Raw genomic sequence first — 21,417 nt, forward strand, 5'->3', positions numbered from 1 at the left:
CTCCTTGTCGGTGTGGGGTCACGCCTTCGAGTATAGAGAGGGGGTTGGGGCGATATCTGCGTCGACCAGTTGAAAGCCTTGTCATGTCAACTCGCCGGAAAAACGATTGGCGTTGGCCATAAAAGTGCGTAAAATCGCTTCCTCGATGCTTGTAGCAGCGAATCCCGCCTAAAAAGCCAGTTTCATGCCCTCCCCAAGCAGTAAAAGGCAACAAATGACGCCGTTTGGCCCGTTGGCTGCCTTGAAAACGTCTTGTGATGACTGAAAAGTGTCAAATATCCCTGTCAGTTATCAAAAAATTAAGGATACCCATGTTTTCCTTGGTCAAGCAAAGCGTCGCCGGGCTGCAAATTCTGTTTGTCGCCTTCGGTGCCATGGTGCTGGTGCCCCTGCTCACCGGACTGAATCCCTCCATGGCCCTGCTTGGCGCCGGTGTCGGCACCCTGCTGTTCCAGCTCTGCACCCGTCGCCAGGTGCCGATCTTCCTCGGCTCCAGCTTCGCCTTCATCGCCCCCATCATCTATGCCACCCAGACCTGGGGCCTGCCCTCCACCATGTTCGGTCTGTTTGCCGCGGGCTTCATGTATTTCATCCTGGCGGCCATCATCCGCGCTCGTGGCATGGGCTTCGTGCACAAGCTGCTGCCCCCCGTGGTCATCGGTCCCGTCATCATGGTGATCGGCCTGTCGGTGGCCCAGGTAGCCTGCAACATGGCCATGGGCCGTGCCGGCGGTGAGCAGGTGGTGCCTGCCACCACGGCGCTGACCCTGGCGGGGATCTCGCTGGCGGTCACCCTGATTGCCGCCGTGTTCTGCAAGGGCTGGATCAAGCTCATCCCCATCCTGTGCGGTGTCATCGCCGGTTATGTCTCTGCCGTGCTGATGGGCCAGGTGAGTTTCGACGGCATGGTCAACGCCCCCTGGCTGGCGTTGCCCCACTTCGAGACCCCGGAGATCAACTGGGCCGCGGCCCTCTTCATGCTGCCGGTGGCCATCGCCCCCTGCATCGAGCACATCGGCGGCGTGCTCGCCATCGGCGGCGTGACCGGCAAGGACTACACCAAGGATCCGGGCCTGCACCGCACCCTGGCCGGTGACGGCATCGGCGTCTGCTTCGCCGGTTTCATCGGTGGTCCCCCCGTCACCACCTATGCGGAAGTGACCGGCGCCGTGATGATCACCCGCAACTTCAACCCGGTCACCATGACCTGGGCCGCGGTGTTCGCCATCATTCTGGCCTTCTTCGGCAAGTTCAACGCCCTGCTCACCTCCATCCCAATGCCGGTGATGGGCGGCATCATGCTGCTGCTGTTCGGATCCATCGCCGCCATCGGTCTCAAGACCCTGGTGGAGTCCAAGGTGGATCTGGGGCTGTCCCGCAACATCGCCATCGTGGCGGTGACCCTGACCGTGGGTGTCGGTGCCCTGGAGATGAAGATCGGTGACTTCGCCCTGGCGGGCGTGGGGCTGGCCTCGGTGGCGGCCATCCTGCTGAACCTCATCCTGCCCCAGCACTCCGAAACGGGTGCCATGGAGAGCGCCAAGGATTAAGCGCCTGGCTTGCTGTACGTTGAGATGATGAAAAAGAGGCCACCTTCGGGTGGCCTCTCTTTCTTTGCCTGCGTACCACTGAACCCGGCCTCCCCATGTGAAGCGGCTACACTCAGGGGCACCATTGACGGGAGAGGACGAAAGGATGAAGAGGGCATGGATCCTGGCCCTGCTGGGGCTGATGGGAAGCGGCGCGGCCGAGGCCGGTGCGGTGCGCTACGAGGTCGAAGGCAATCCGTTCGAGGGCTATTACCTGGCGGGTGCCGACAAGGATGCCCCTCTGGTGGTGCTGGTGCACGACTGGGACGGGCTCAACGGTTACGAGATCAAGCGGGCCGAGATGCTGGTGGCCCTGGGCTACAGTGTCTTTGCCGTAGATTTGTTCGGTGCCGGGGTCAGGCCGAGCACGGTGGAAGACAAGAAGCGCCTCACCGGGGCCCTTTATCAGGACAGGACCAGGATGCGCACCCTGCTGCAAGGGGGATTGGCGGAGGCGGGCAGGCAGGGGGGGCGGCTCGACAATGCGGTGGCCCTCGGTTACTGCTTCGGCGGCGCCGCCGTGCTGGAGCTGGCCCGCAGCGGGGCGGATCTCAAGGGGGTGGTGAGCGTGCACGGCGGGCTGGAGACCCCGGCCGGGCAGGACTACAAAGAGGTGAAGGGAGAGTTGCTTGTCCAGCACGGCAGCGCCGACGAGGCGGTCTCTCTGGGTCAGTTTGCGGCGCTGGTGGCCGAGCTGGAGAGCGCCGGGGTGAAGCACGAGGCGACCAGCTACAGCGGTGCTCCCCACGCGTTCAGCGTCTTTGGTTCGGACAACTACCGCGCCGATGCCGATGCCAAGTCCTGGCAGCGCTTCACCGGTTTCCTGAAGGAGGTGACCGGCTCCTGAGGGGGCCGGCTCACGCAGGCCATGGCAGTGCCATGGCTTTTTTTATGCCCGTTTTTCGCCATCTCAGGGGAGGGCGAGCACCCTCACCCACATGGCCCCCTTGCCCACCTCGCTCCGTGGGCCCGGGGTGAGCTGGCCGCTTTCGGGGTCGATGGCATGCAGCGCCACCTCGTGGGATTGCTGCCCGGTCGCGATGAGCCAGTGGCCGCTGTGGTCGATGGCAAAGCCCCGAGGACAGGCCTCGGTCGGGAAGTGGCCGAGGGGGGTGAGGGCGCCATCCTGGGGGGAGACGCCGAACAGGGTGAGCAGGCTGCTGGCCCGTTCGCTGGTGTAGAGAAAACGTCCATCCGGGGTCAGGTGCAGGTCGGCGCCCCAGCGCTCCCCTTCATAGCCTGGGGGCAGCATGTCCAGGCTCTCGCGCGCCACTATCTGTCCGTCCGCCTCCCTGTGGTAGCGATTGAGGGTGGCATCGAGCTCGTTGAGGCAATAGAGATCGCCGTTGTCCGGGTGCAGTGCCAGATGGCGGGGCCCGGCGCCGGGTGCGGTGTGAATGTCCCCCAAGGGATGGGGAACCAGCTTCTCGTCCACCAGGGCAAAGCGGCGCACCCTGTCCTCCTTCAGGCAGGCCACCAGCAGCTCCTGCTCCCCGTTTTGCCCCGCAAGCCAGGTGACCGAGTGGGCCGCCATCAGGTGGTCGAGACGCTGGTGAGGGGGCTGCATCCGCCCCGCCTGATCCTGGCGGGAGACGGTGACGTGGTTGAAGGCGTAGGAGGCGGCAAAGAAGAGGCGGCCGCTGCCATCGGTGCAGGTGTGGGAGGCGCTGCCGAGCAGCGGCGCCGAGGTCGGGGCCCCGAGCCGCCCATCGGCGGTGATGGGGAAGCTCAGCACCCGAAAATCGGGGCGCACCCCTGCATGGAGCCAGCGCCGGTCCGGGCTGATGACCAGGGGCTGCACCTCGCCGCCGGTCTGCACTTCCTGCAGCGGGGCGAGGGTGCCTGCTTCGAGGCGAAACACATGGATCAACCCGCTCACCGGGTTGGCCACATAGACCACTTGTTGCATTGCATCTCCTTTGCGACGGCCGTCCGTCGGGTCAAGGGAAAGGGGAGTCCCGGCCTCTCAGGCGGGGATCAGGATCTCGCGAATGACGGGCACCACTGACAGTACCAGCAGGGCTGCCATTACCTGGTTGAAGCGGCGACGGGCAAGATCGTTTGCCAGCCAGCGCTTGAGCAGGGAACCGCACAGGAGCCAGAGTCCGACGCAGGGGAAAGAGACGATGAAGAAGGTCAGGGCGATGACGAGGTGCTGCTCAAAGGGGTCGCTCCCCGCGCTGGTGAAGGCGGCGATGGCGCCGGTGGCGACCACCCAGGCCTTGGCATTGACCCACTGGAACAGGGCTCCCTTGAAAAAGCCGAACGGGCGGGCCCCGTTGCTGTCAGTCATCCCGTCCGTCGGGCGGGCGATGAGCCAGGCAAGATAGAGCAGATAGAGGGTGCCCGCGCACTTGATGAACAAGTGGAGTTCGGGGAAGCGGGTAAAGAGCTGGCCAAAGCCCAGCCCCACCAGCAACAGCATCAGGGTGAAGCCGACGCAGATCCCCATGAGCAGGGGCAGGCTCTTGCGTACCCCGACGCTGGCGCCGGCGCTCATCACCATGATGTTGTTGGGGCCGGGGGTGACCGATGCCGAGATGGCAAAGAGCACCACGGCGTAGAGCGAGTCCATTGGATTCCTCGTGCAGACAGTCCGTTGTCTTCCCTATATTGGGGGCGATCTGCGCTTTCCAAGGCGGGGGGCGGGCAGAAAAAAACAGGCCCCGTGACGGGGCCTGTGAAGCGGGCGGGATCAGACGGGCTGGTTCCCTGCCGGCGGCAGCGCCGGGCGGGATTCCACCTTCTGTTCGTCTCCCTGCATGTTCTTGATGTAGACGTCCATCTGGTTGAACGCGATCTCGATGCCATGCTCGCGGAACAGCACGTCGATGCGGCGGTTCAGCTCGTCGATGGCCGGGTTGCGATCCCCCAGCTCGCTCACGAAGAAGCGCAGCTCGTGATCCAGGGTGCTGGGCCCGAAGGTGAGGAAGTAGACGATGGGGGCCGGGTCTTTCAGCACCCGGCTGTTCTCCATGGCGGCCTGCATCAACAGCTTGCGGGTCAGATCCAGATCCGAGCCATAGGCCACCCCGACCCGGGCGATGACCCGGGTGACGGTGTCGGACAGGGACCAGTTGATGAGCCGCTCTATCATCAACTGCTGGTTCGGGATGATCACCTCCTTGCGGTCGAAGTCGGTGAGGGTGGTGGAGCGGATCCTGATCTTGTTGACCGTGCCCGAGATGGTGCCGATGGTGACGGTGTCGCCGATCCGCACTGGGCGCTCGAACAGGATGATGATGCCTGAGATGAAGTTGGAGACGATCTGCTGCATGCCGAAACCGATACCGACCGAGAGACCGGCGGCCAGCCACTGCAGCTTCTCCCACTGGACCCCCAGCATGGCCAGCGCCGTCAGGCTGCCCACCCCGATCAGGGCGTAGTTGAGCATGGTGGTGAAGGCGTAGGCCGTGCCTTGAGCAAGGCGCAGCTTGGAGAGCACCAGCACCTCCAGCAGGCCCGGCAGGTTGCGGGCCAGCGACAGAGCCGCACCAAACACGAACAGGCCGGTCAGCACGTCGCTCAGGCTGATGGGATAGAGCACGGCGTTGGCCCCGGTCCCCTCGCTCTTGTGCCACAGCACCACGCTGTCGAGGTAGGTGAAGACCGCCACCAGATCAGACCAGAGCCAGTAGAAGGCGACGCCGAACACCAGCAGCAGCATGATGCGGGTCAGACGCAGGGACTGCTGGCTGACCTCTTCCAGATCCATGGGCTGCTCTTCGATGGCTTCGCCCCCTTCTGCATCCTCCTGGGTCTTGTGCTCCCGCTTGGCGACCGCGCGGCGATAGGCCAGACGACGGGCTGCCAGCTCAAGACCGCGCAGGGCGGTGCGATAGACCAGACCCCAGATGATGATGAGGTAGAAGGACTCGATGAGCCTGCCGGTGAGTTTCAGAGCCGTGTAGTAGTAGCCAAGGGCTGCCAGCACCATCAGGGCCACCGGCGCCAGCGCCAGGGCGACGGCAGTCAGGGTCTGCAACATGCTCGCCTCGCCCTTGATGCGGGCGCGGGAGATGGGCAGCACCAGGTAGGCGGTCAGCCCCAGCAGCAGCATGGTCATGCCCTGGCCGATGACGTCGTTGCCAAGGGAGGAGGGCTCCACCACCGCCTTGGTCGACAGCATGATGAGGGGCAGCAGGGGCAGCCAGAGGTAGCGCATGCTGTTGCGCTTGGCCTGCAGTTCGTCCCGCGGCATGCGGAAGTGGGTCTCGCCGATGCCCCCTGGTCGCATCACCGACAGGTAGACGCTGAACACCAGGTAGCCGAGGGCCAGGTTCAGGGTGATCTGGAAGATGAGTCTCGGGCTCAGCAGGCCGCAATAGGCGAGCAGCAGGCCGGCGGCCAGGATGAAGAGGGTGCCCGGCAGGCGTTGCAGCACGGTGAACAGCAGCGCACGGGGGGTATGCCACTGGCTGTCCTGACGAAAACGTCCCAGATCCTTGACGATCTTCTTCTGGCGCTCGAGCAGGGTGCCGCGCTTCCACAGCAGCAGGCCGCCCACCAGCAGCAGTGGCAGGGAGAGCAGGGAGACCGCCAGCAGCATGTCGCCCCAGCCGCTCCAGTCCGGTTTCAGCACCCAGTCGGAGGCCTGCTTGAAGGCCTGGGCCGGCCAGGTGATGAACCACTTGGCATCGATGGGCTTGTTGCTGCTCACCCAGAAGATGTGCTGCTGCAGGGTGAACTCGATGGAGGCATAGACCCGGGTCAGCTGCTGCTGGGTCAGTTGCAGGCTGATGGCGTTGGTGAGCTGGGCATCCATCTGGCGGTTGAGCTGATCCAGCAGGCCGATGCGGGTGTCGATGAGCTTGGCAAGGCTGGCCCTGTCTTCGTCGCTCACCGTCTCGCCGCTGCTGGCGATGAGGTTGTCCAGATACTGGTTCTTCTGGAACAGCTGGTCACGCTGCTGGCTCAGTTCGAACTGGGCCAGGTGCAGGTCGGCGATCTGCTCCTCCAGGTTCTTCACCAGGGTGGAGGGGGCCGCTTCCAGTTGCTGGTAGAGCTGATAGAGGATGCGCGAGAGCAGCAGGTTGCCCTTGAGCATCTGCACCTGTTCGTTGAGGTTGCGCTCGGTCTGGGTGCCGCGCTCCAGCATGCTCTTCGCCTGCAGGTTCTTCTGGGCCAGGGTGTTGAGGCTGTTGGTGGAGCTGATGAGTTGCTGGCTGAGCTGGTAGTTGAGCTCCTGCTCTTTTTGCACCAGGGGGTTGTCTTCGGCGGCCACCAGTTCGCCGGTCTCTTCGGCGGTCTTCTCGGTATCCCCCAGGCGCTTGGCGCTGCTCTGCTCCTGCAATGCCTGCAGTTTCTGCTCTTCACTGGCGAGGCGGGCACTCTGGTAGTCCCGTTGCTTGACCACCAGATCCTGCATGCTGGTGCGGTTGTCCAGCTCCTTTTGCAGGTTGGCCAGTTGCAGATCCAGCAGGGCCAGTTCGGCATTAAGCTTCATTTTCTCGGCGCTGCTCACCCCGTCCCCGGCGTTGAGGCGGGTGCGGATCTCCTGGCTGCGCTGATAGGCGCGGCTCATGCTGGCCTGGGCCCGCTCCGGCAGGGTCTGCAGGTTGGTGATCTGGCTGCCGATGGTGCCAAGGGCCTCCTGGGCCGCCTGCATGTTGGCCATGATCTCGGGTTGGCGGGCATCGAGCTCCGCCAGGCTCATGGTGGCGTATTCGCTCTTGAGCTGCTCCGGGCTTTTGCCCTGGGTCAGGGCGTCGAGCTTGGCGCCGATCTCCTTGAGCTCTGCCGGCAGGGTGCGCAGGCGTTCGCTCTGGGTTTTGGCCTTGGTCTTCTCCTTGTCGATGCTGTCGAGGAGGGAGAGGGTGTCAGTCAGGAACTTCTGGTCCGCCTGCTGGCTGGCCGTGGGGGTGTCCGATTTGCCGAGGGCGTCGAGCGCCCGCTGCACGGTGGCGCGCTGGGGCAGATCCTGCGCCAGGGTGCTCGGGGTCCAGAAGGTGATGAGTAAACAGAGCAGCGGCAGCAGGGTGGCCGAGGCTCTTTTGAAGCGTGTTGAGAGCATAAAGCGTCCGGGTGATTATGCGATGTTCGGGGGATTTTCCACCAGGGTAAAATCCGCGTGGATTCTAGCACCGGCGCAAGAGGGGCAGCAGGGGGAGAGATAAAAAAAAACGGCGCCCGCAGGCGCCGCTTTCATCGGTTCAGGACGGATTACAGTACGTGAACGGAGGCGGTGTTGGTGGTACCGCTCGGTACCAGGGCACCGGAGACCATGACAACCACGTCACCCTTCACGCCCATGCCGATTTCCAGCGCGGCTTCTTTGCCGATGCGATAGAAGTCGTCGGTGGAGGCGATGGAGTCAACCACGTGAGCAACCACACCCTTGGTCAGCACCAGCTGGGCAGCGGTCTTCTTGTTGGTGGTGATGGCCAGGATCCAGGCTTTCGGGAAGTACTTGCGGATGGCCTTGGCAGACTTGCCGCCTTCGGTGGCAACCACGATCAGCGGGGCGTCCAGCTTCTCGGAGGTCTCTACCGCGCCTTTGCAGACCGCTTCGGTGATGCGCAGCTTGTTGCTGTCATTGGCAGCAGACAGGTTGGACGGCATCACGGCATCGGTACGCTCGCAGATGGTGGCCATGATGGTCACGGCTTCCAGCGGGTACTTGCCCTTGGCGGACTCACCGGACAGCATCACTGCGTCGGTACCGTCCAGGATGGCGTTGGCCACGTCGCCGGCTTCGGCACGGGTCGGACGCGGGTTCTTGATCATGGAGTCCAGCATCTGGGTGGCGGTGATGACCACTTTGCGGGCTTTGTTGCACTTCTCGATGATCATCTTCTGGGCGAAGATCACTTCTTCTACCGGGATCTCGACACCCATGTCGCCACGGGCAACCATGATGCCGTCGGAGACAGCCAGGATCTCGTCGAAGTTGTCCAGGCCTTCCTGGTTTTCGATCTTGGAGATGATCTGGATGTTCTCGCCGCCGTGGGCTTTCAGGTGCTCACGGATTTCCAGCACGTCTTCTTTCTTGCGAATGAAGGAAGCGGCAACGAAATCAACGCCTTGCTCGCAACCGAAGATGAGGTCGCGCTTGTCTTTCTCGGCCAGGGCCGGCAGCTTGATGGAGACGCCCGGCAGGTTGATGCCCTTGTTCTCGCCCAGGTCACCGTTGTTGAGCACTTTACAGATCACTTCGCGCTCGGTGATTTCGATGACGTCCAGGCCAATCAGGCCGTCGTCAACCAGGATGCGGTTGCCGACGCGCAGGTCGCTGGCAAAGCCGGCATAGGTGACGGCGACTTTGTCTTTGTTGCCCACCACGGTCTGGTCGGTGGTGAAGGTGAAGGTCTGGCCGGCGACCAGGGAGACGTCGTTGCCGCCTTCGAGCTTGATGGTGCGGATTTCCGGACCCTTGGTGTCCAGCAGGATGGCTGCGTGCTTGCCGGTTTCGGCCATGACAGCGCGCAGGTTGCTGATGCGACCACCGTGTTCGGCGTAGTCGCCGTGGGAGAAGTTCAGGCGCATGACGTTCATGCCGGCATCCAGCATCTTGCCCAGCATTTCTTTGGATTCGGTCTTGGGACCGATGGTGCAGACGATTTTGGTCTTTTTCATGTCAGTCTTCATGGTTAAGGAATTTCCGCCGTGCAATATACACCAGTTTTTGGATACTTTTTATGATCCAGAAACAACGTTTTGAGCGAAAACGGCCTCAATTTGAAAGATAACGTTTTCGCTCACAGCTCATTTTAGGGGCTAAAATAATTGATTTTCCGCAACTGAGGCCATTTGGTTCCCATTTCTGGCCCCGCATCCTGCCCGATCCCATGTTGTTAAATGACAAACAACAGGGCCCCATTGCGGGGGCGATCCGGCCCGATGCCGTTGGCCGTCATCCAGTGTAGTCACTCCCTCCCGCGGCGTCAGGGCGAAGCAATGCAGGGCAGGAGCCGGTTGGCCTACAGCGGAAAAAACGCCGCCCCTCCCGGCACGCCGGGAGGGGCGGCAGCCCTCTGGATCAGCCGAAGAACCAGTAGCCGCGGTTGACCAGCCGGGTCAGCAGTTGCAGGAAGCCCGCCTGATCGGCCAGTTCCACCAGCGCGTCCTGGGTGATGATGTCCTTGTCGCACAGGAGTGCGATGGCGGCCGGATCCTCGCTTGGCAGGGTCCAGGCTTCGCCGTCGATGTAGCAGGTGCGGCTCTCGCCGCTGAACCAGACGCTGCGCAACCCCGGCACCTTGATGGCGGGCTCCCCCTGACTCAGCAGGTCGGCCACCTCGTCGGCGCTGTAGTCCGGCTCCACCGGATTGACGTCCAGATCGTGCTTGGCCTCGGAGATCATGGTGCCGAACCACTCCTTGAACAGGGTCTCGTCGTCGAGGGCCTGTTGCATCAGCTCCCGCAGGCGGTGCAGCTCATGGGGCTGGATTTCCCCGTGGCGGGCGCGGGGCTGGAGGTCCGGGTCGCCGTAACGTTCGGTGCGGATCTCGTTGTCGATCAGGTGATCGGCAAAGGAGGAGACAAGGGCCTTGGCGTCCGGCGCGCGGAAACCCACCGAGAAGTTCAGGGAGGGCTCGATGGCGTAGCCCTCGTGGGGGAATCCAGGCGGGATGTAGAGGATATCGCCCGGCTCCATGATGACGTCGATGATCGCCTCGAACGGCTCGCAGTGCAGCAGGGCCGCGTGGGCGGCGAACTCGTTCAAGGGCTTGGCATCGCCGACCCGCCAGTGGCGCTTGCCCTGACCCTGGGTGATGAAGACATCGTAGTTGTCGATGTGGGGGCCGACACCGCCGTGAGGGGTGGAGAAGCTCACCATCACATCGTCAAAGCGCCAGCCCGGGATGAACTGGAAGGGCACCGCCAGCTCGTGCACCTCGGGTACCCAGTGGTTGCACGCCTGCACCAGCACGGTCCAGTTCTCTTCCCCCAGGTGATCGTAGGATTCGAAGGGGCCGTGGGCCGCCTCCCACTTGTTGTTGAAGCGGGTGACGAGGCGCGATTCAATCACCTCCTCCATGGCCAGACCCGCCAGCTCGTCCGGGCTGATGGGATCCTGAAAGTCGGTGAAACCGCCCTTGATGAGGAGCGGGCGCTTCTGCCAGTAGTGCTCGAGGAAGTGAGCGATATCCAGATTGAGTTGGTACATGGTGCTTCTCGTATCTTGTGAGAGGGCTTGCCCAAGGCGGGCTTGGGCAAGGGCTCTGAAATGGCCCGATAGAGGGTGATCATATCAAATGGGCCAAAACCAACGGGGGCCCTGCCGTCATGACAGAGCCCCCGCCGGTTCGGTTACATCACTTATTTCAGCAGATCGACCAGACGCTGGGCGTCGCCGATGTAGTTGGCCGGGGTCAGCTTCTTGAGCTCGACCTTGACCGCTTCCGGCAACTCCAGGGTGTCGATGAAGGTGCGCATCCCTTCGGCGTCGACGCGGCGACCACGGGTCAGCTCTTTGAGCTTCTCGTAGGGCTTCTCGATGCCGTAGCGGCGCATCACGGTCTGGATGGGTTCCGCCAGCACTTCCCAGTTGGCGTCCAGATCGGCGGCCATGGCGTCCGCGTTGGCTTCCAGCTTGGAGATGCCCTTCAGGGTCGCCTGATAGGCAATCAGGGAGTAACCCACCGCCACACCCAGGTTGCGCAGCACGGTCGAGTCGGTGAGATCACGCTGCCAGCGGGAGATGGGCAGTTTGCTCGCCAGGTGCTGGAACACGGCGTTGGCCAGACCCAGATTGCCTTCGGAGTTCTCGAAGTCGATGGGGTTGACCTTGTGGGGCATGGTGGAGGAGCCGATTTCGCCGGCGATGGTGCGCTGCTTGAAGTGGCCCAGGGAGATGTAACCCCAGACGTCACGGTCAAAGTCGATCAGGATGGTGTTGAAGCGGGCCAGGGCGTCGAACAGCTCGGCGATATAGTCGTGGGGCTCGATCTGGGTGGTGTAGGGGTTCCAGGTCAGGCCGAGAGAAGTGACGAACTCCTCGGAGAACTGGTGCCAGTCCACATCCGGGTAGGCGCTGATGTGGGCGTTGTAGTTGCCCACGGCACCGTTGATCTTGCCCAGCAGCTCCACCGCCATGATCTGCTTGAGCTGGCGCTCCAGACGGTAGGCGACGTTGGCCATCTCCTTGCCCATGGTGCTCGGGGTCGCCGGCTGACCGTGGGTACGGGAGAGCAGCGGCATGTCGCGGTACTCGACGGCCAGGCGCTTGATCTCGCTGATGAGCTTTTCGCAATAAGGCTTGATCACCTCTTCCCGGGCGGTCTTCAGCATCAGGCCGTGGGAGTTGTTGTTGATGTCTTCCGAGGTGCAGGCGAAGTGAATGAATTCGCTGACGGCGGCCAGCTCCGGGTTCAATTCCACCTTCTCTTTCAGGAAGTACTCCACCGCTTTCACATCATGGTTGGTGGTGCGCTCGATCTGTTTGATGCGGGCGGCATCCTGCTCGTTGAAGTTGCTGACGATGCCGTCAAGCACGGCATTGGCTGCCTCGCTCAGGGCAGGGACTTCCGGGATCCCGGCGTGGCTGGCCAGTTTTTGCAACCAGCGCACCTCGACTTCGACGCGAAAACGCAGCAGACCGAATTCGGAGAAGATAGGGCGCAGGGCATCGGCCTTGTCGCCATAACGACCGTCAATCGGGGAAACGGCAGTCAGCGCGGACAGCTCCATGGGGTGAACTCCTGATGATTGGTGTGGGGGTTAAAATCGTTTGGCCAGTTCCACCATCTTCTTGCGGGCGAAGATGATCTGGGTACGGCTGCCGCCGAGCTGGCGCCACAGCACCACGGCGCGGATGCCTGCGAGCAGCAGGGCGCGCACCTTGTGCTGCACCAGGGGCTGCTGCAGGAAGAGCGGGGTGCCCGCCACCTGGATGCGCGGCCCGATGGGGCTGATAAGGTCGCTGTAGATGCTCGCCATGTTGGCCAGGATCTGCTCGTCGAGCAGATCGAAATGCTGTTGCTGGCGGCCGATCTGGCTGATCCGCTCCCCCAGCATGTTGAGGATGTCCTTGCGCTTGGCGAGCTTGCGCTCCAGCGCGATCAGGCTCACCACGTAGCGGGTCAGCTCGGCATTCTTCTGGCTGCCGTCGGCCCCCAGCTGTTCCACCAGGGCGCGATAGCCGTCGCGAATGGCCAGGTGGCTGCCGAACACTTCCAGCGGCTGCGTGGGGTTGGTGACCAGAATGCTTTGCAGGCTCTCGCGCAGGGAGGCTTCGTCGCAGGAGCCGTCACGGGCCACTTTCTGCACCAGATAGGCGGCCTGGCAGATGCCTGCGAAGGCCATGGTTCTGTCTTGGAATTTGTCGCTCATATCTTCACAGCCCTGTTCTGTTCTTTCACCGGCCGATGCCATTATCCGGCCTGGAATGTGTCGGCCATGTCTTCACAGCCCTGTTCTGTTCTTTCACCGGCCGATGCCATTATCCGGCCTGGAATGTGTCGGCCATGTCTTCACAGCCCTGTTCTGTTCTTTCACCGGCCGATGCCATGATCCGGCCTGGAATGTGTCGGCCATGTCTTCACGGCCCTGTTCTGTTCTTTCACCGGCCGATGCCATGATCCGGCCTGGACGTTGCCAATCATGTATCGCTGCCTGGTACTGTTTTTCTTTGTCCCCTTTCCCTCAGGGAGAGGGTCAGGGTGAGGGTGGTTACCCCCTCATCCCCAACCCTTCTCCCGCGAGGGGAGAAGGGAGTACAGCGCGGACGCTCGTGAGCGCCCAGCCCTTAGACCGGATGGCTGAAACGTTGTTCGATGATGCCGCCGCCCAGACACACTTCCCCGTCGTAGAAGACGGCGGACTGGCCCGGGGTCACCGCAGCCTGTTTCTCGTCGAAGATGACCCGGATGGTCTCATCGTCGATGGGCTGGATCAGGCAGGGGATGTCTTCCTGACGATAACGGGTCTTGACGGTGCAGCGGCGCGGCGCGCGAATGGGGGTGCGATCCACCCAGTGCAGCTGGCTCGCGACCAGGCCGTCGGAGTAGAGACGGGGGTGTTCCCCTTGTGCCACCACGAGCGTGTTGCGCTCCACCTCTTTGTCCACCACGTACCAGGCCTCTTCGGTGGCATCTTTGCGACCGCCGATGCCAAGCCCCTTGCGCTGGCCCAGGGTGTGGTACATCAGCCCCTGATGCTCGCCGATGATCTTGCCGTCTACGGTTTCGATGGGACCGGGCTGGGCGGGCAGGAACTTGGCCAGGAAGTCCTTGAACTTGCGCTCACCGATGAAGCAGATGCCGGTGGAGTCTTTCTTCTTGGCGGTGATGAGATCCAGCTGCTCGGCGATGCGGCGCACCTCGGGTTTTTCCAGATCCCCGACCGGGAACAGGCTCTGACCCACCTGGGCTTCGCTCAGGGTATAGAGGAAGTAGCTCTGATCCTTGTTGGTATCGAGGCCGCGCAGCAGGCGAGGGCGGCCGGTGCTGTCGTCACGGCGCACATAGTGGCCGGTGGCGATGTAGGTGGCCCCCAGCTCTTCGGCGGCGAATTCCAGGAACGCCTTGAACTTGATCTCCTTGTTGCACAGGATGTCCGGGTTCGGGGTGCGACCCGCCTTGTACTCTTCCAGGAAGTGCTCGAAGACGTTGTCCCAGTATTCGGCGGCGAAGTTGATGGTGTGGAGTTTCATCCCCAGCTTGTCGCAGACGGCCTTGGCATCAGCCAAATCCTGGGCGGCAGAGCAGTACTCGTCCGTGTCGTCTTCTTCCCAGTTCTTCATGAACAAGCCTTCGACCTGATAGCCCTGCTGCTGGAGCAGGTAGGCCGAGACGGAAGAATCCACGCCGCCGGACATGCCGACGATCACCTTGATTTGGCTGTTGTCTGTCATTAGTCGAAGTTACCAGTTCGTTTAAACGGGGCGTATTCTACCAGAGTTTTGCGCCCCCGGTCACATCTCCCTGCCGCCGTTCCCCTTGGAAGCCCGGTGGCGGGAAATCGTTTTTCTTGTCTCGGCCCCATAGCGTCAAAAAGAGCGTCCAATGGCGCTTAGATAAAGGCCTTGAGGGCCGACAGCGGCAGCCTGGTGCCGGCCAGATAGTCCTGGATACACTGCCACACCAGGGGGCTTCGCAGGGCGGGCTTGCACTCGGCAATCTCCTCCAGGCTGAGCCAGTGACAGGCCAGTACGTCACCGTCGGGATCCTCTGGATGGTGCTGACCGGGCGACTTTTCAAGGTCGAAGATGACGGCGGTGCGCACAAAGGTGGCCTCGCTGTCCGCCGGTTTGAAGAGGTAGACCCCGAGCCAGCCGGTGGGGGCGGCGGTCAGCCCCGTCTCCTCTTTCAGCTCGCGGCAGGCCGCCTGGATGAGGTCTTCTCCCGGCTCCACGTGGCCGGCGGGCTGGTTGAAGCGGCGCTTGCCCGCAATCTCCTCTTCCACCAGCAAGAAACGCCCTTGCCAGTGCACCAGGGCGGCCACGGTGAGGCGGGTGGGCAGCGGTGGGTGATCGCTCATAAGGACTCCTTGTCTTGTTGGCTGTGCCCCGGCAGGGGCGCTCGATGCAGATCCGTTGTCGCCTTCATTCAGAGGGCTTGGGGCGAGCCGGACGGCGGGCGGTGGTGCGCCCGCCGCTGCGATTGCCGGGGCGCGGGTCTGCCCCGCGGCGCTCCCGCCCCTGGGGTGGATCCTGATCTGTTGGCCGGGCGGTGCGGGGGGCGCGGCGGCCAGTGCCCCCCGCTGCGGCGGATGCCCGTGCTTTGCCTTGCGTGGCGGCTGGTCGTGGCGCGGGGGCCAGATCGGGGGCGGGCAGGGGCGCGGCTCTCTCCCGGCGCCAGCCCATCGAGGGTCCACTCCCCGATGGCGTAGCGGATGAGGCGCAAGGTGGGGTGACCGATGTGGGCGGTCATGCGCCGCACCTGGCGGTTGCGCCCCTCCACGATTGTTATCTCCAGCCAGCAGGTGGGGATCTCTTTGCGCTCGCGTATGGGCGGGTTGCGTGGCCACACCGCAGGGTCATCCATGATGCGCGCCCCGGCGGGCAGGGTCATGCCGTCGTTGAGTTCCACACCGGCGCGCAGGGCGGCCAGTTTCTCCTCGATCGGGATGCCTTCCACCTGCACCCAGTAGGTCTTGGGGGTCTTCTCTCCCGGCTGTGTGAGGCGTGCCTGCAACTTGCCGTCGTTGGTGAGCAGCAAGAGCCCTTCGCTGTCTCGATCCAGCCTGCCCGCGGCATAGATGCCGGGCTCTTTGATGTAATCCTTGAGGGTCTCGCGGCCCGCCTCGTCGGTGAACTGGCAGAGCACCATATAGGGCTTGTTCAGGAGCAGCAGCTTGCGATCCGCCGGGGCGGGGGCCGGTTTGCGCTCATTGACCCTCCCTGGGTGCCGGGCCTCCCGGCGTTGGGATGGGGGCACAGTGGTAGGCCCGCTGGCCGTGCGGCCTGCGTCAGGGCGGGCGGAGAGGGAGAGACGGGGACGGGCTGATTTCATCGCATGCCTACCAAAAACAGGGGATGGCGGAGTGTACCACAGGGGGCGGCCATCAGGGGGAGAGCGGGGCTCACCCTCTCGGGTCAGGGGGAGGCGGTGTCCGGCGCCAGTGCAAGGGAGAGGCGCAGCATGTCCTTGTGCTGGATGCCGTGCTCCATCAGGGGCTCGGGATAGTGGATGAGGAAGTGATCCTTCACGACGGCATGGACGCGAAAGCCGTGGCGCTGGTAATAGGTGAGCTGGTGGCCGAAGCTGCCGGTACCGAGTTCGACGCGGCCTATCCCCTTCCCGGTCAGGTTCTCCAGCACGAAGCGCAGCAGGCCGGAGCCGATGCCCTGCTGCTGGCGGTTGGGGGCAACGGCGATGTTGAAGATCTCGGCGGTTTGCTCCCCCACCAGGCCCGCCACGCAGGCCCCCACGACCTCGTTGTCCGCCAGGGCGGCAAAGCCCCAGGCCCCGGGCAGGTAGGCGGCGATGCGCGACGCGGCGGGATCGGCCTCCAGCAGCAGGGCAAGCGGCAGGTGAGCGGGGTCCATCTCGACAAACGTCATCCTTATCTCTCTCCCTGTTTGTGACGGTGAGCGCCGCGCGAAACGATGGCGGGCTTGACCGATGTGGTGGCCTTGGCGGCGCCCTCGGGGGAGGCAATGCCCATGCTGGCCAGCACCCGGGCGGCGTTCTCCTCGCACGGCATCTCGCCCGGTTTGGCTTCAACCAGCTGGATCAGGGCCTGCAACTGCTGCTTGCTGTGGGCAAGCCTTGCCTCCAGCGCCTCGATATCGCTCACCTTGGCCTTGAGCGCCGCCAGCAGCGGGGCGTGCTGCCAGGAGCTGATGTCGGCGGGTACCAGCTGCTTGATCTCGTCGAGGGAGAAGCCCGCCTGCTGGGCCTGGCCGATGATGGCCAGCAACTGCGCCGTTTCGGGCGGGTAGTCGCGATAGCCGTTGGCACCCCGCCGCACCCGGCTGAGCAGGCCCCTGGCTTCATAGAAGCGGATGGCCGAGGCCGCCATGCCGGTCTGTCTGGCCAGTTCACCGATCTTCATCTTGCCTCCCGGGCTGCGGGTTGATGGGCCCGCCATGTCAATGACTGAGGGGGCGGGGTCTGGGGAATTCTAGGGTTAAAGTCCGCTTGAATGTCAACGGCCCTGAGCAAGGGCGGTGCGGCTGGATAGTATTTCCCCCATCGCAGCGGCATCCCGACAAAGGGGCTTGACCTTCAAGTCGGCTTCAAACTTATGGTGGGGCCCTCACTACCGAGGAGATTGCCATGAACCCCTTTACTCCCCTGACCCTGCCGAGTGGCAGCCAGCTTATCAACCGCCTCGCCAAGGCCGCCATGGAAGAGAACATGGCCGACCGTGACCATGCCCCTTCGGAGGCGCTGATCCAGCTCTATCGCACCTGGGCAGTGGGGGGCGCCGGCCTTATCATCACTGGCAATGTGATGGTGGACGGGCGCGCCATGACGGGGCCTGGGGGCGTGGTGCTCGATTCCCCGGCGCTATCCCCACAGATAGGCGAGCGTTTCAGGGCCTGGGCTGCGGCGGCCAAAAGCGGCGGGGGCCAGATCTGGATGCAGATCAACCACCCCGGTCGCCAGATGCCGGCGGCGCTGGGGCAGCCCACCCTGGCCCCTTCCGCCGTGCCCATGGCGCTCGGCAGTTTCTCCAGGCAGTTCGCCCCGCCCAGGGCCATGAGCGAGCGCGATATTGCCGAGGTGAAGGCGCGCTTTATCCACACGGCGCGGCTGGCACAGGATCTGGGCTTTGACGGGGTGCAGATCCACGCCGCCCACGGCTATCTGTTGAGCCAGTTCCTCTCGCCGCTTACCAATCAGCGTCGCGATCGTTGGGGCGGCAGCCTTGAGAATCGTGCCCGCCTGCTGCTGGAGATAGTGCAGGGGATACGTGAGCAGGTGGGGGAGTGCTTCTCACTGTCGGTCAAGCTCAACTCCGCCGACTTTCAGCGTGGCGGCTTCAGCACCGAGGATGCCAGGGCGGTGGTGGAGATGCTCAACCCGCTCGGGGTGGATCTGGTGGAGCTCTCCGGCGGCAGTTACGAGGCGCCCGCCATGCACGGCCAGGCCCGGGATGGCCGTACCCTGGCGCGGGAGGCCTATTTTCTGGAGTTCGCTCGGGAGATCGTCTCTGTTGCCCATATGCCCGTGATGGTGACCGGGGGAATTCGCCGCTATCCGGTGGTGGAGCAGGTGCTTGGCAGCGGAGTGGCGGTCGTCGGTATGGCCACCGCGCTGGCCATAGCACCGGATCTGCCCGCCAGATGGCACCGGGAGCAGGCGGCCAGCGCCGAGCTGCGCCCCATCCCCTGGCGCAACAAGGTGTTGGCCTCGGTGGGCTACATGGCGATGGTGAAATACCAGCTGCGGCGCCTCGGGCGTGGCCAGCCGAGCCGCCCCAAGGTCGCACCCGCCCTGGCGCTGGCCTGCCAGCAGTGGCAGACCCTGCGTGGCAATGCCCGCTATCGGCGCTGGATCAAGGGGCAGGGGGTGTGAAGGAGGATATCGCCCTGCTGGTCCCCGGGATCGGCGCCGGACGGTTGAGCAGGAAGACCACCTCGCCCCGGTAGTGGGGGGAGGCGGCAAGTGTTGTCTGCCAGGCGGGATCCCACTCCCCATCCTGCACCAGCCCTACCTTGAACGGGATGGTCAGGTGTGCCATGGCGGGCAGATAGGCCTGATAGCCCGGCACCGTGCGCGTGCCCTGATAGGTCTGGATCACCAGCTCGTCCACGGGCAGGCGATTGAGCTCTGCCACGTCCCCCGTTTTCGCCCAGTCGAGCAGCCCCGTCACGCTGAGCTTGCACTCGGGAGGCAGGACGCGCCGCAGTTGTTGCAGGGCGTTGCCATAGCGATCGAGCTGGCGGGTCGCCGCATCGAAGTCGATCTGGATGCCCGCCACCCTGGCCCCGGCCGCGCGCCACCCCTCGTAGAGGCGCACCAGCACCTGCTCGTGGGCGGGGGAGAGGGGGAGGGCGTTGACACGCACCACCAGCCAGACCTGCCCGGCCTTGAGAGGGGAGGGAACCCGCCCCAGCTTGACGAAGCGGGGGCCGCCGGGCCTGTCCAGGATCTCCCCCTGATGCAGATAGAGGGTGCTGGCCTGTTCCAGTACCGGCTGGTGGCGGGTGGCGGACCAGAGCCAGAAGGCGTCATAGGCGCTGGCATCGACACTGGCCTCAAGGGGGGTGGCCAGGGCCGTCAGCAGCAGCGCCAGCAGGGCGCGTTCAGAGCGTCTGCTCATGGCTCACCAGTAGTATTTGAGGGATCTGGCCCACACCGAGTTGCCATAGCGTTGCTTGAGGGTGTTGAACCAGGCCTGCCGGGTGCGTTTGGGGATCTCCTGGCTGTCACAGCTGTTGTAGCCGGAGGGGGCATAGCACTGGATGGCGCGATAGAGGGCATAGCTCTTGTCTTCGGGCTCTGCCTTGGGGTTGGTCATCACGGCCTGATAGAGGGCGAGGCGACTCGGGAACGTGGGGCGCTCGTCTTGCGCCAGCCCCCAGATCATCTCGCGATCCTGCCACAGGTCGATATGGGGATCCCGGCTGCGCAGATACTCCCCGAAGCAGTTGAGGGCATGACCATCGTCGGGGCGCTGCACCAGGGTGCCAAGGGTCTGGGTCAGATCCCGGCAGTGGTAGCCCTGGGGCGTCCCCTCTCCGCGCCACTGGAACGCCGAGAGGCGCACATCCCCGTTGGGCACGGGTTCCCAGGGCGCGTCGGCGGGAGGGGTCGCCTCCTTGTAATCGGCGGGGATGAGGGCCACATCCTGCAAGAAGGTGGCCGGGTCGCTGGCGATGAGATCCCGCACCAGCAGGGTATGGAGCGCAATCTGCCGCTCCGCCGCGCTCGGGCCCTGACTGGCTTGCTGGCGCAACAGAGCGGGGTCGGCCTCCTGCTTGAGCACGGCCGCTCGGATGCGCAGCTGGGTGATGGGGCTGCCCGGCTGGAAGATGGCCGCCGTGTTGCCGGTGCGCACCCAGTGATCCGCCAGCACGTTCTCCACGAACGCCTGCTGGGCCTGACCCAGGGGGGAGGCCACCAGTGCCATCAGGGCCTGCTCGGCCTTGTCGAAGGCCTTCATGCCCTGCCAGGCCCAGATGCGCAGCATCTGGTGGCTGAATGCCAGGGTGGCGTCCTCCTGCCCCGGGGAGGGCAGGGCCAGCACCTGCTCGAACTGCTTGTCCAAAAAGAGGGCGTAGGCCTTGAGATAGGCCGCCTGCGCCTGGTGACCGGTTTTTTGCAGTTGCGTGATGGCGTCGTCCAGCTGGGCATCTTGCCAGTCCCGCGGCCGCTCATAGGTCGGTCTGAGACCCCGCAGGGCATTGACGAACAGCAGCGCCGGCTGGGCCGAGTCCTGATAGGCCGCCTGATGGCGATAGGCATCGCCACTGAGCAGGGTGAGATCGATCTCGTTGACCAGGGCCTCCAGCGCCGGCAAGGGCTGGCGGGTTGCCATGGCCTCGTCATAGGCATCCCGCAGGGCGCCGAGATCACCGGACATCCACTGGATGCGTCTGAACAGTCCTCTGGTCGAGCTGGCGTAGCGCCCTTGCGGGTAGGCCGCCAGATAGGCCTGACCCTGGGCCATGGCGCGGCGAAGGGCCTCCTTGTCGCTCCTGGTCACGTCCTGATCGCCGTATTCGTCCTTCGCCTCCTTCATCGCGAGGTTGATCTCCGTGCGCATCACCATGTAGGTCGCGCTTTCGGCCACCCAGGGGGCCTTGGCCTGCTGCAAGGCGGCAAAGCCTGCGCGGGCCTCCTCGAAGCGGCTCTCGTAGAAGTGTCGGGCGGCCTGCAGATACCCCTGCCACTCCAGGGCAGCACTGCTCATTTCGGTCGCGGGGGCGGGGCTCTCCTGCTGCCCCAGGATCAGCAGACGGCTTCGCAGCAGCGACGTGCGCTCCGGGGCGGGCACCTCGCTCTGCTCGAGGGCGTCCAGAAACGCGCTGACCGAGGAGAGGGAGTTGGAGATGGCGTGGCCGTAGAGGGAGTCGTGGCCCGCGTAGTGCTCGAGCAGCGGGGGGAGGGACGGGTCGTAGGCGGCCAGCCGGCTGCCGAGCTGCTCGCGCAGCGCCGGGTCCTCCACCTCCTCCGGCTGGGGGAGGCGGGTGAGGTAGAACAGCGGCTGGCTGCGTTCGTTCAGCGGATCCGCCGGCAGGGTGAAGGGGAGGGGGTGATGCTGGGCATCCCCCAGCAGCATCAGCAGGTTGCCCCGGGTGTCGTTCTCGTTGAGATAGAGCGGATAGGTGGGGAGAGGGCAGTCGGTGAGCCAGAAGCCGCACCCGTCACCGTCGCCGGAGGCGAGAGCGGGCAGTGCAACCAGCGTCATCGCCAGCACCGAGCAGTGGGTCAGAGATGTCATGGGATCGCTATCCGTTTGTGGGCCCGCGCCGTGCGTGACGCCCGGG

General features: G+C 64.2%; 16 protein-coding genes and 1 pseudogene. 3 read left to right on the forward strand and 14 right to left on the reverse strand.

All coding sequences use genetic code 11. The features are described from left to right. Window positions 1-311 precede the first annotated feature (311 nt). On the forward strand, window positions 312-1,550 hold the full coding sequence (locus tag ACPW74_RS04420; protein WP_041213272.1) for a uracil-xanthine permease family protein: 1,239 nt from the start codon (window positions 312-314) through the stop codon (window positions 1,548-1,550). Between the two features lie 145 nt (window positions 1,551-1,695). Next, window positions 1,696-2,436, forward strand: a complete 741-nt coding sequence (locus ACPW74_RS04425) for a dienelactone hydrolase family protein (protein ID WP_103859028.1) — start codon at window positions 1,696-1,698, stop codon at window positions 2,434-2,436. A gap of 63 nt (window positions 2,437-2,499) precedes the next feature. On the opposite strand, the gene ACPW74_RS04430 is transcribed toward ACPW74_RS04425, so the two are convergent. From ACPW74_RS04430 to ACPW74_RS04485, 12 genes and pseudogenes are all read right to left on the reverse strand, one after another. Continuing rightward, window positions 2,500-3,498: a 6-phosphogluconolactonase gene (locus ACPW74_RS04430; RefSeq protein ID WP_244081141.1), complete on the reverse strand. Its 999-nt coding sequence runs from the start codon at window positions 3,496-3,498 to the stop codon at window positions 2,500-2,502. Between the two features lie 57 nt (window positions 3,499-3,555). Continuing rightward, window positions 3,556-4,164 (reverse strand): LysE family translocator, encoded by a 609-nt coding sequence (locus tag ACPW74_RS04435; protein WP_182957674.1) that lies wholly within the window; start codon window positions 4,162-4,164, stop codon window positions 3,556-3,558. 120 nt (window positions 4,165-4,284) lie between these two features. After that, the gene (gene mscK, locus ACPW74_RS04440; RefSeq protein WP_010673614.1) at window positions 4,285-7,602 is read right to left on the reverse strand and encodes a mechanosensitive channel MscK; all 3,318 of its coding nucleotides are present in this window, start codon (window positions 7,600-7,602) and stop codon (window positions 4,285-4,287) included. A 149-nt stretch (window positions 7,603-7,751) separates the two neighbouring features. Further along, entirely contained in the window at window positions 7,752-9,164 is a 1,413-nt protein-coding gene (pykF, locus tag ACPW74_RS04445) for a pyruvate kinase PykF (RefSeq protein WP_010673615.1), read from the reverse strand. A gap of 403 nt (window positions 9,165-9,567) precedes the next feature. Further along, a complete protein-coding gene (locus ACPW74_RS04450) occupies window positions 9,568-10,698 on the reverse strand; it encodes a cupin domain-containing protein (protein WP_010673616.1) in 1,131 nt (376 codons plus the stop codon). A 152-nt stretch (window positions 10,699-10,850) separates the two neighbouring features. Beyond that, window positions 10,851-12,221: an adenylosuccinate lyase gene (gene purB, locus ACPW74_RS04455; RefSeq protein ID WP_425858590.1), complete on the reverse strand. Its 1,371-nt coding sequence runs from the start codon at window positions 12,219-12,221 to the stop codon at window positions 10,851-10,853. A gap of 30 nt (window positions 12,222-12,251) precedes the next feature. After that, window positions 12,252-12,863: a high frequency lysogenization protein HflD gene (hflD, locus tag ACPW74_RS04460; protein WP_010673618.1), complete on the reverse strand. Its 612-nt coding sequence runs from the start codon at window positions 12,861-12,863 to the stop codon at window positions 12,252-12,254. A gap of 415 nt (window positions 12,864-13,278) precedes the next feature. Further along, window positions 13,279-14,385 carry a tRNA 2-thiouridine(34) synthase MnmA gene (gene mnmA / locus ACPW74_RS04465; RefSeq protein WP_010673619.1) on the reverse strand — a complete coding sequence of 369 codons (1,107 nt, stop codon included), beginning with the start codon at window positions 14,383-14,385 and terminating at the stop codon, window positions 13,279-13,281. 158 nt (window positions 14,386-14,543) lie between these two features. Further along, entirely contained in the window at window positions 14,544-15,011 is a 468-nt protein-coding gene (locus ACPW74_RS04470) for an NUDIX hydrolase (RefSeq protein ID WP_010673620.1), read from the reverse strand. Between the two features lie 64 nt (window positions 15,012-15,075). Next, window positions 15,076-15,985, reverse strand: a pseudogene (locus ACPW74_RS04475) (pseudouridine synthase). Between the two features lie 83 nt (window positions 15,986-16,068). After that, on the reverse strand, window positions 16,069-16,536 hold the full coding sequence (locus ACPW74_RS04480; RefSeq protein ID WP_029314039.1) for a GNAT family N-acetyltransferase: 468 nt from the start codon (window positions 16,534-16,536) through the stop codon (window positions 16,069-16,071). A 2-nt stretch (window positions 16,537-16,538) separates the two neighbouring features. Then, window positions 16,539-17,030 (reverse strand): MerR family transcriptional regulator, encoded by a 492-nt coding sequence (locus tag ACPW74_RS04485; protein ID WP_010673623.1) that lies wholly within the window; start codon window positions 17,028-17,030, stop codon window positions 16,539-16,541. A 224-nt stretch (window positions 17,031-17,254) separates the two neighbouring features. Between ACPW74_RS04485 and ACPW74_RS04490 the strand changes: the two genes are divergently transcribed. Continuing rightward, entirely contained in the window at window positions 17,255-18,499 is a 1,245-nt protein-coding gene (locus tag ACPW74_RS04490; RefSeq protein WP_010673624.1) for an NADH:flavin oxidoreductase/NADH oxidase family protein, read from the forward strand. Here ACPW74_RS04490 and ACPW74_RS04495 read toward each other — a convergent pair. Further along, window positions 18,480-19,247, reverse strand: coding sequence for a DUF3142 domain-containing protein (locus ACPW74_RS04495; protein WP_010673625.1), 768 nt, complete (start codon window positions 19,245-19,247; stop codon window positions 18,480-18,482). The two genes, ACPW74_RS04490 and ACPW74_RS04495, sit on opposite strands and share 20 nt — an antisense overlap. 3 nt (window positions 19,248-19,250) lie before the next feature. Next, window positions 19,251-21,371: a hypothetical protein gene (locus ACPW74_RS04500; protein ID WP_010673626.1), complete on the reverse strand. Its 2,121-nt coding sequence runs from the start codon at window positions 21,369-21,371 to the stop codon at window positions 19,251-19,253. Window positions 21,372-21,417: the final 46 nt, after the last annotated feature.

It is taken from the genome of Aeromonas sp. INTO2 (assembly GCF_049860605.1).
In the GTDB taxonomy this organism is placed as follows: Bacteria; Pseudomonadota; Gammaproteobacteria; order Enterobacterales; family Aeromonadaceae; genus Aeromonas; species Aeromonas caviae.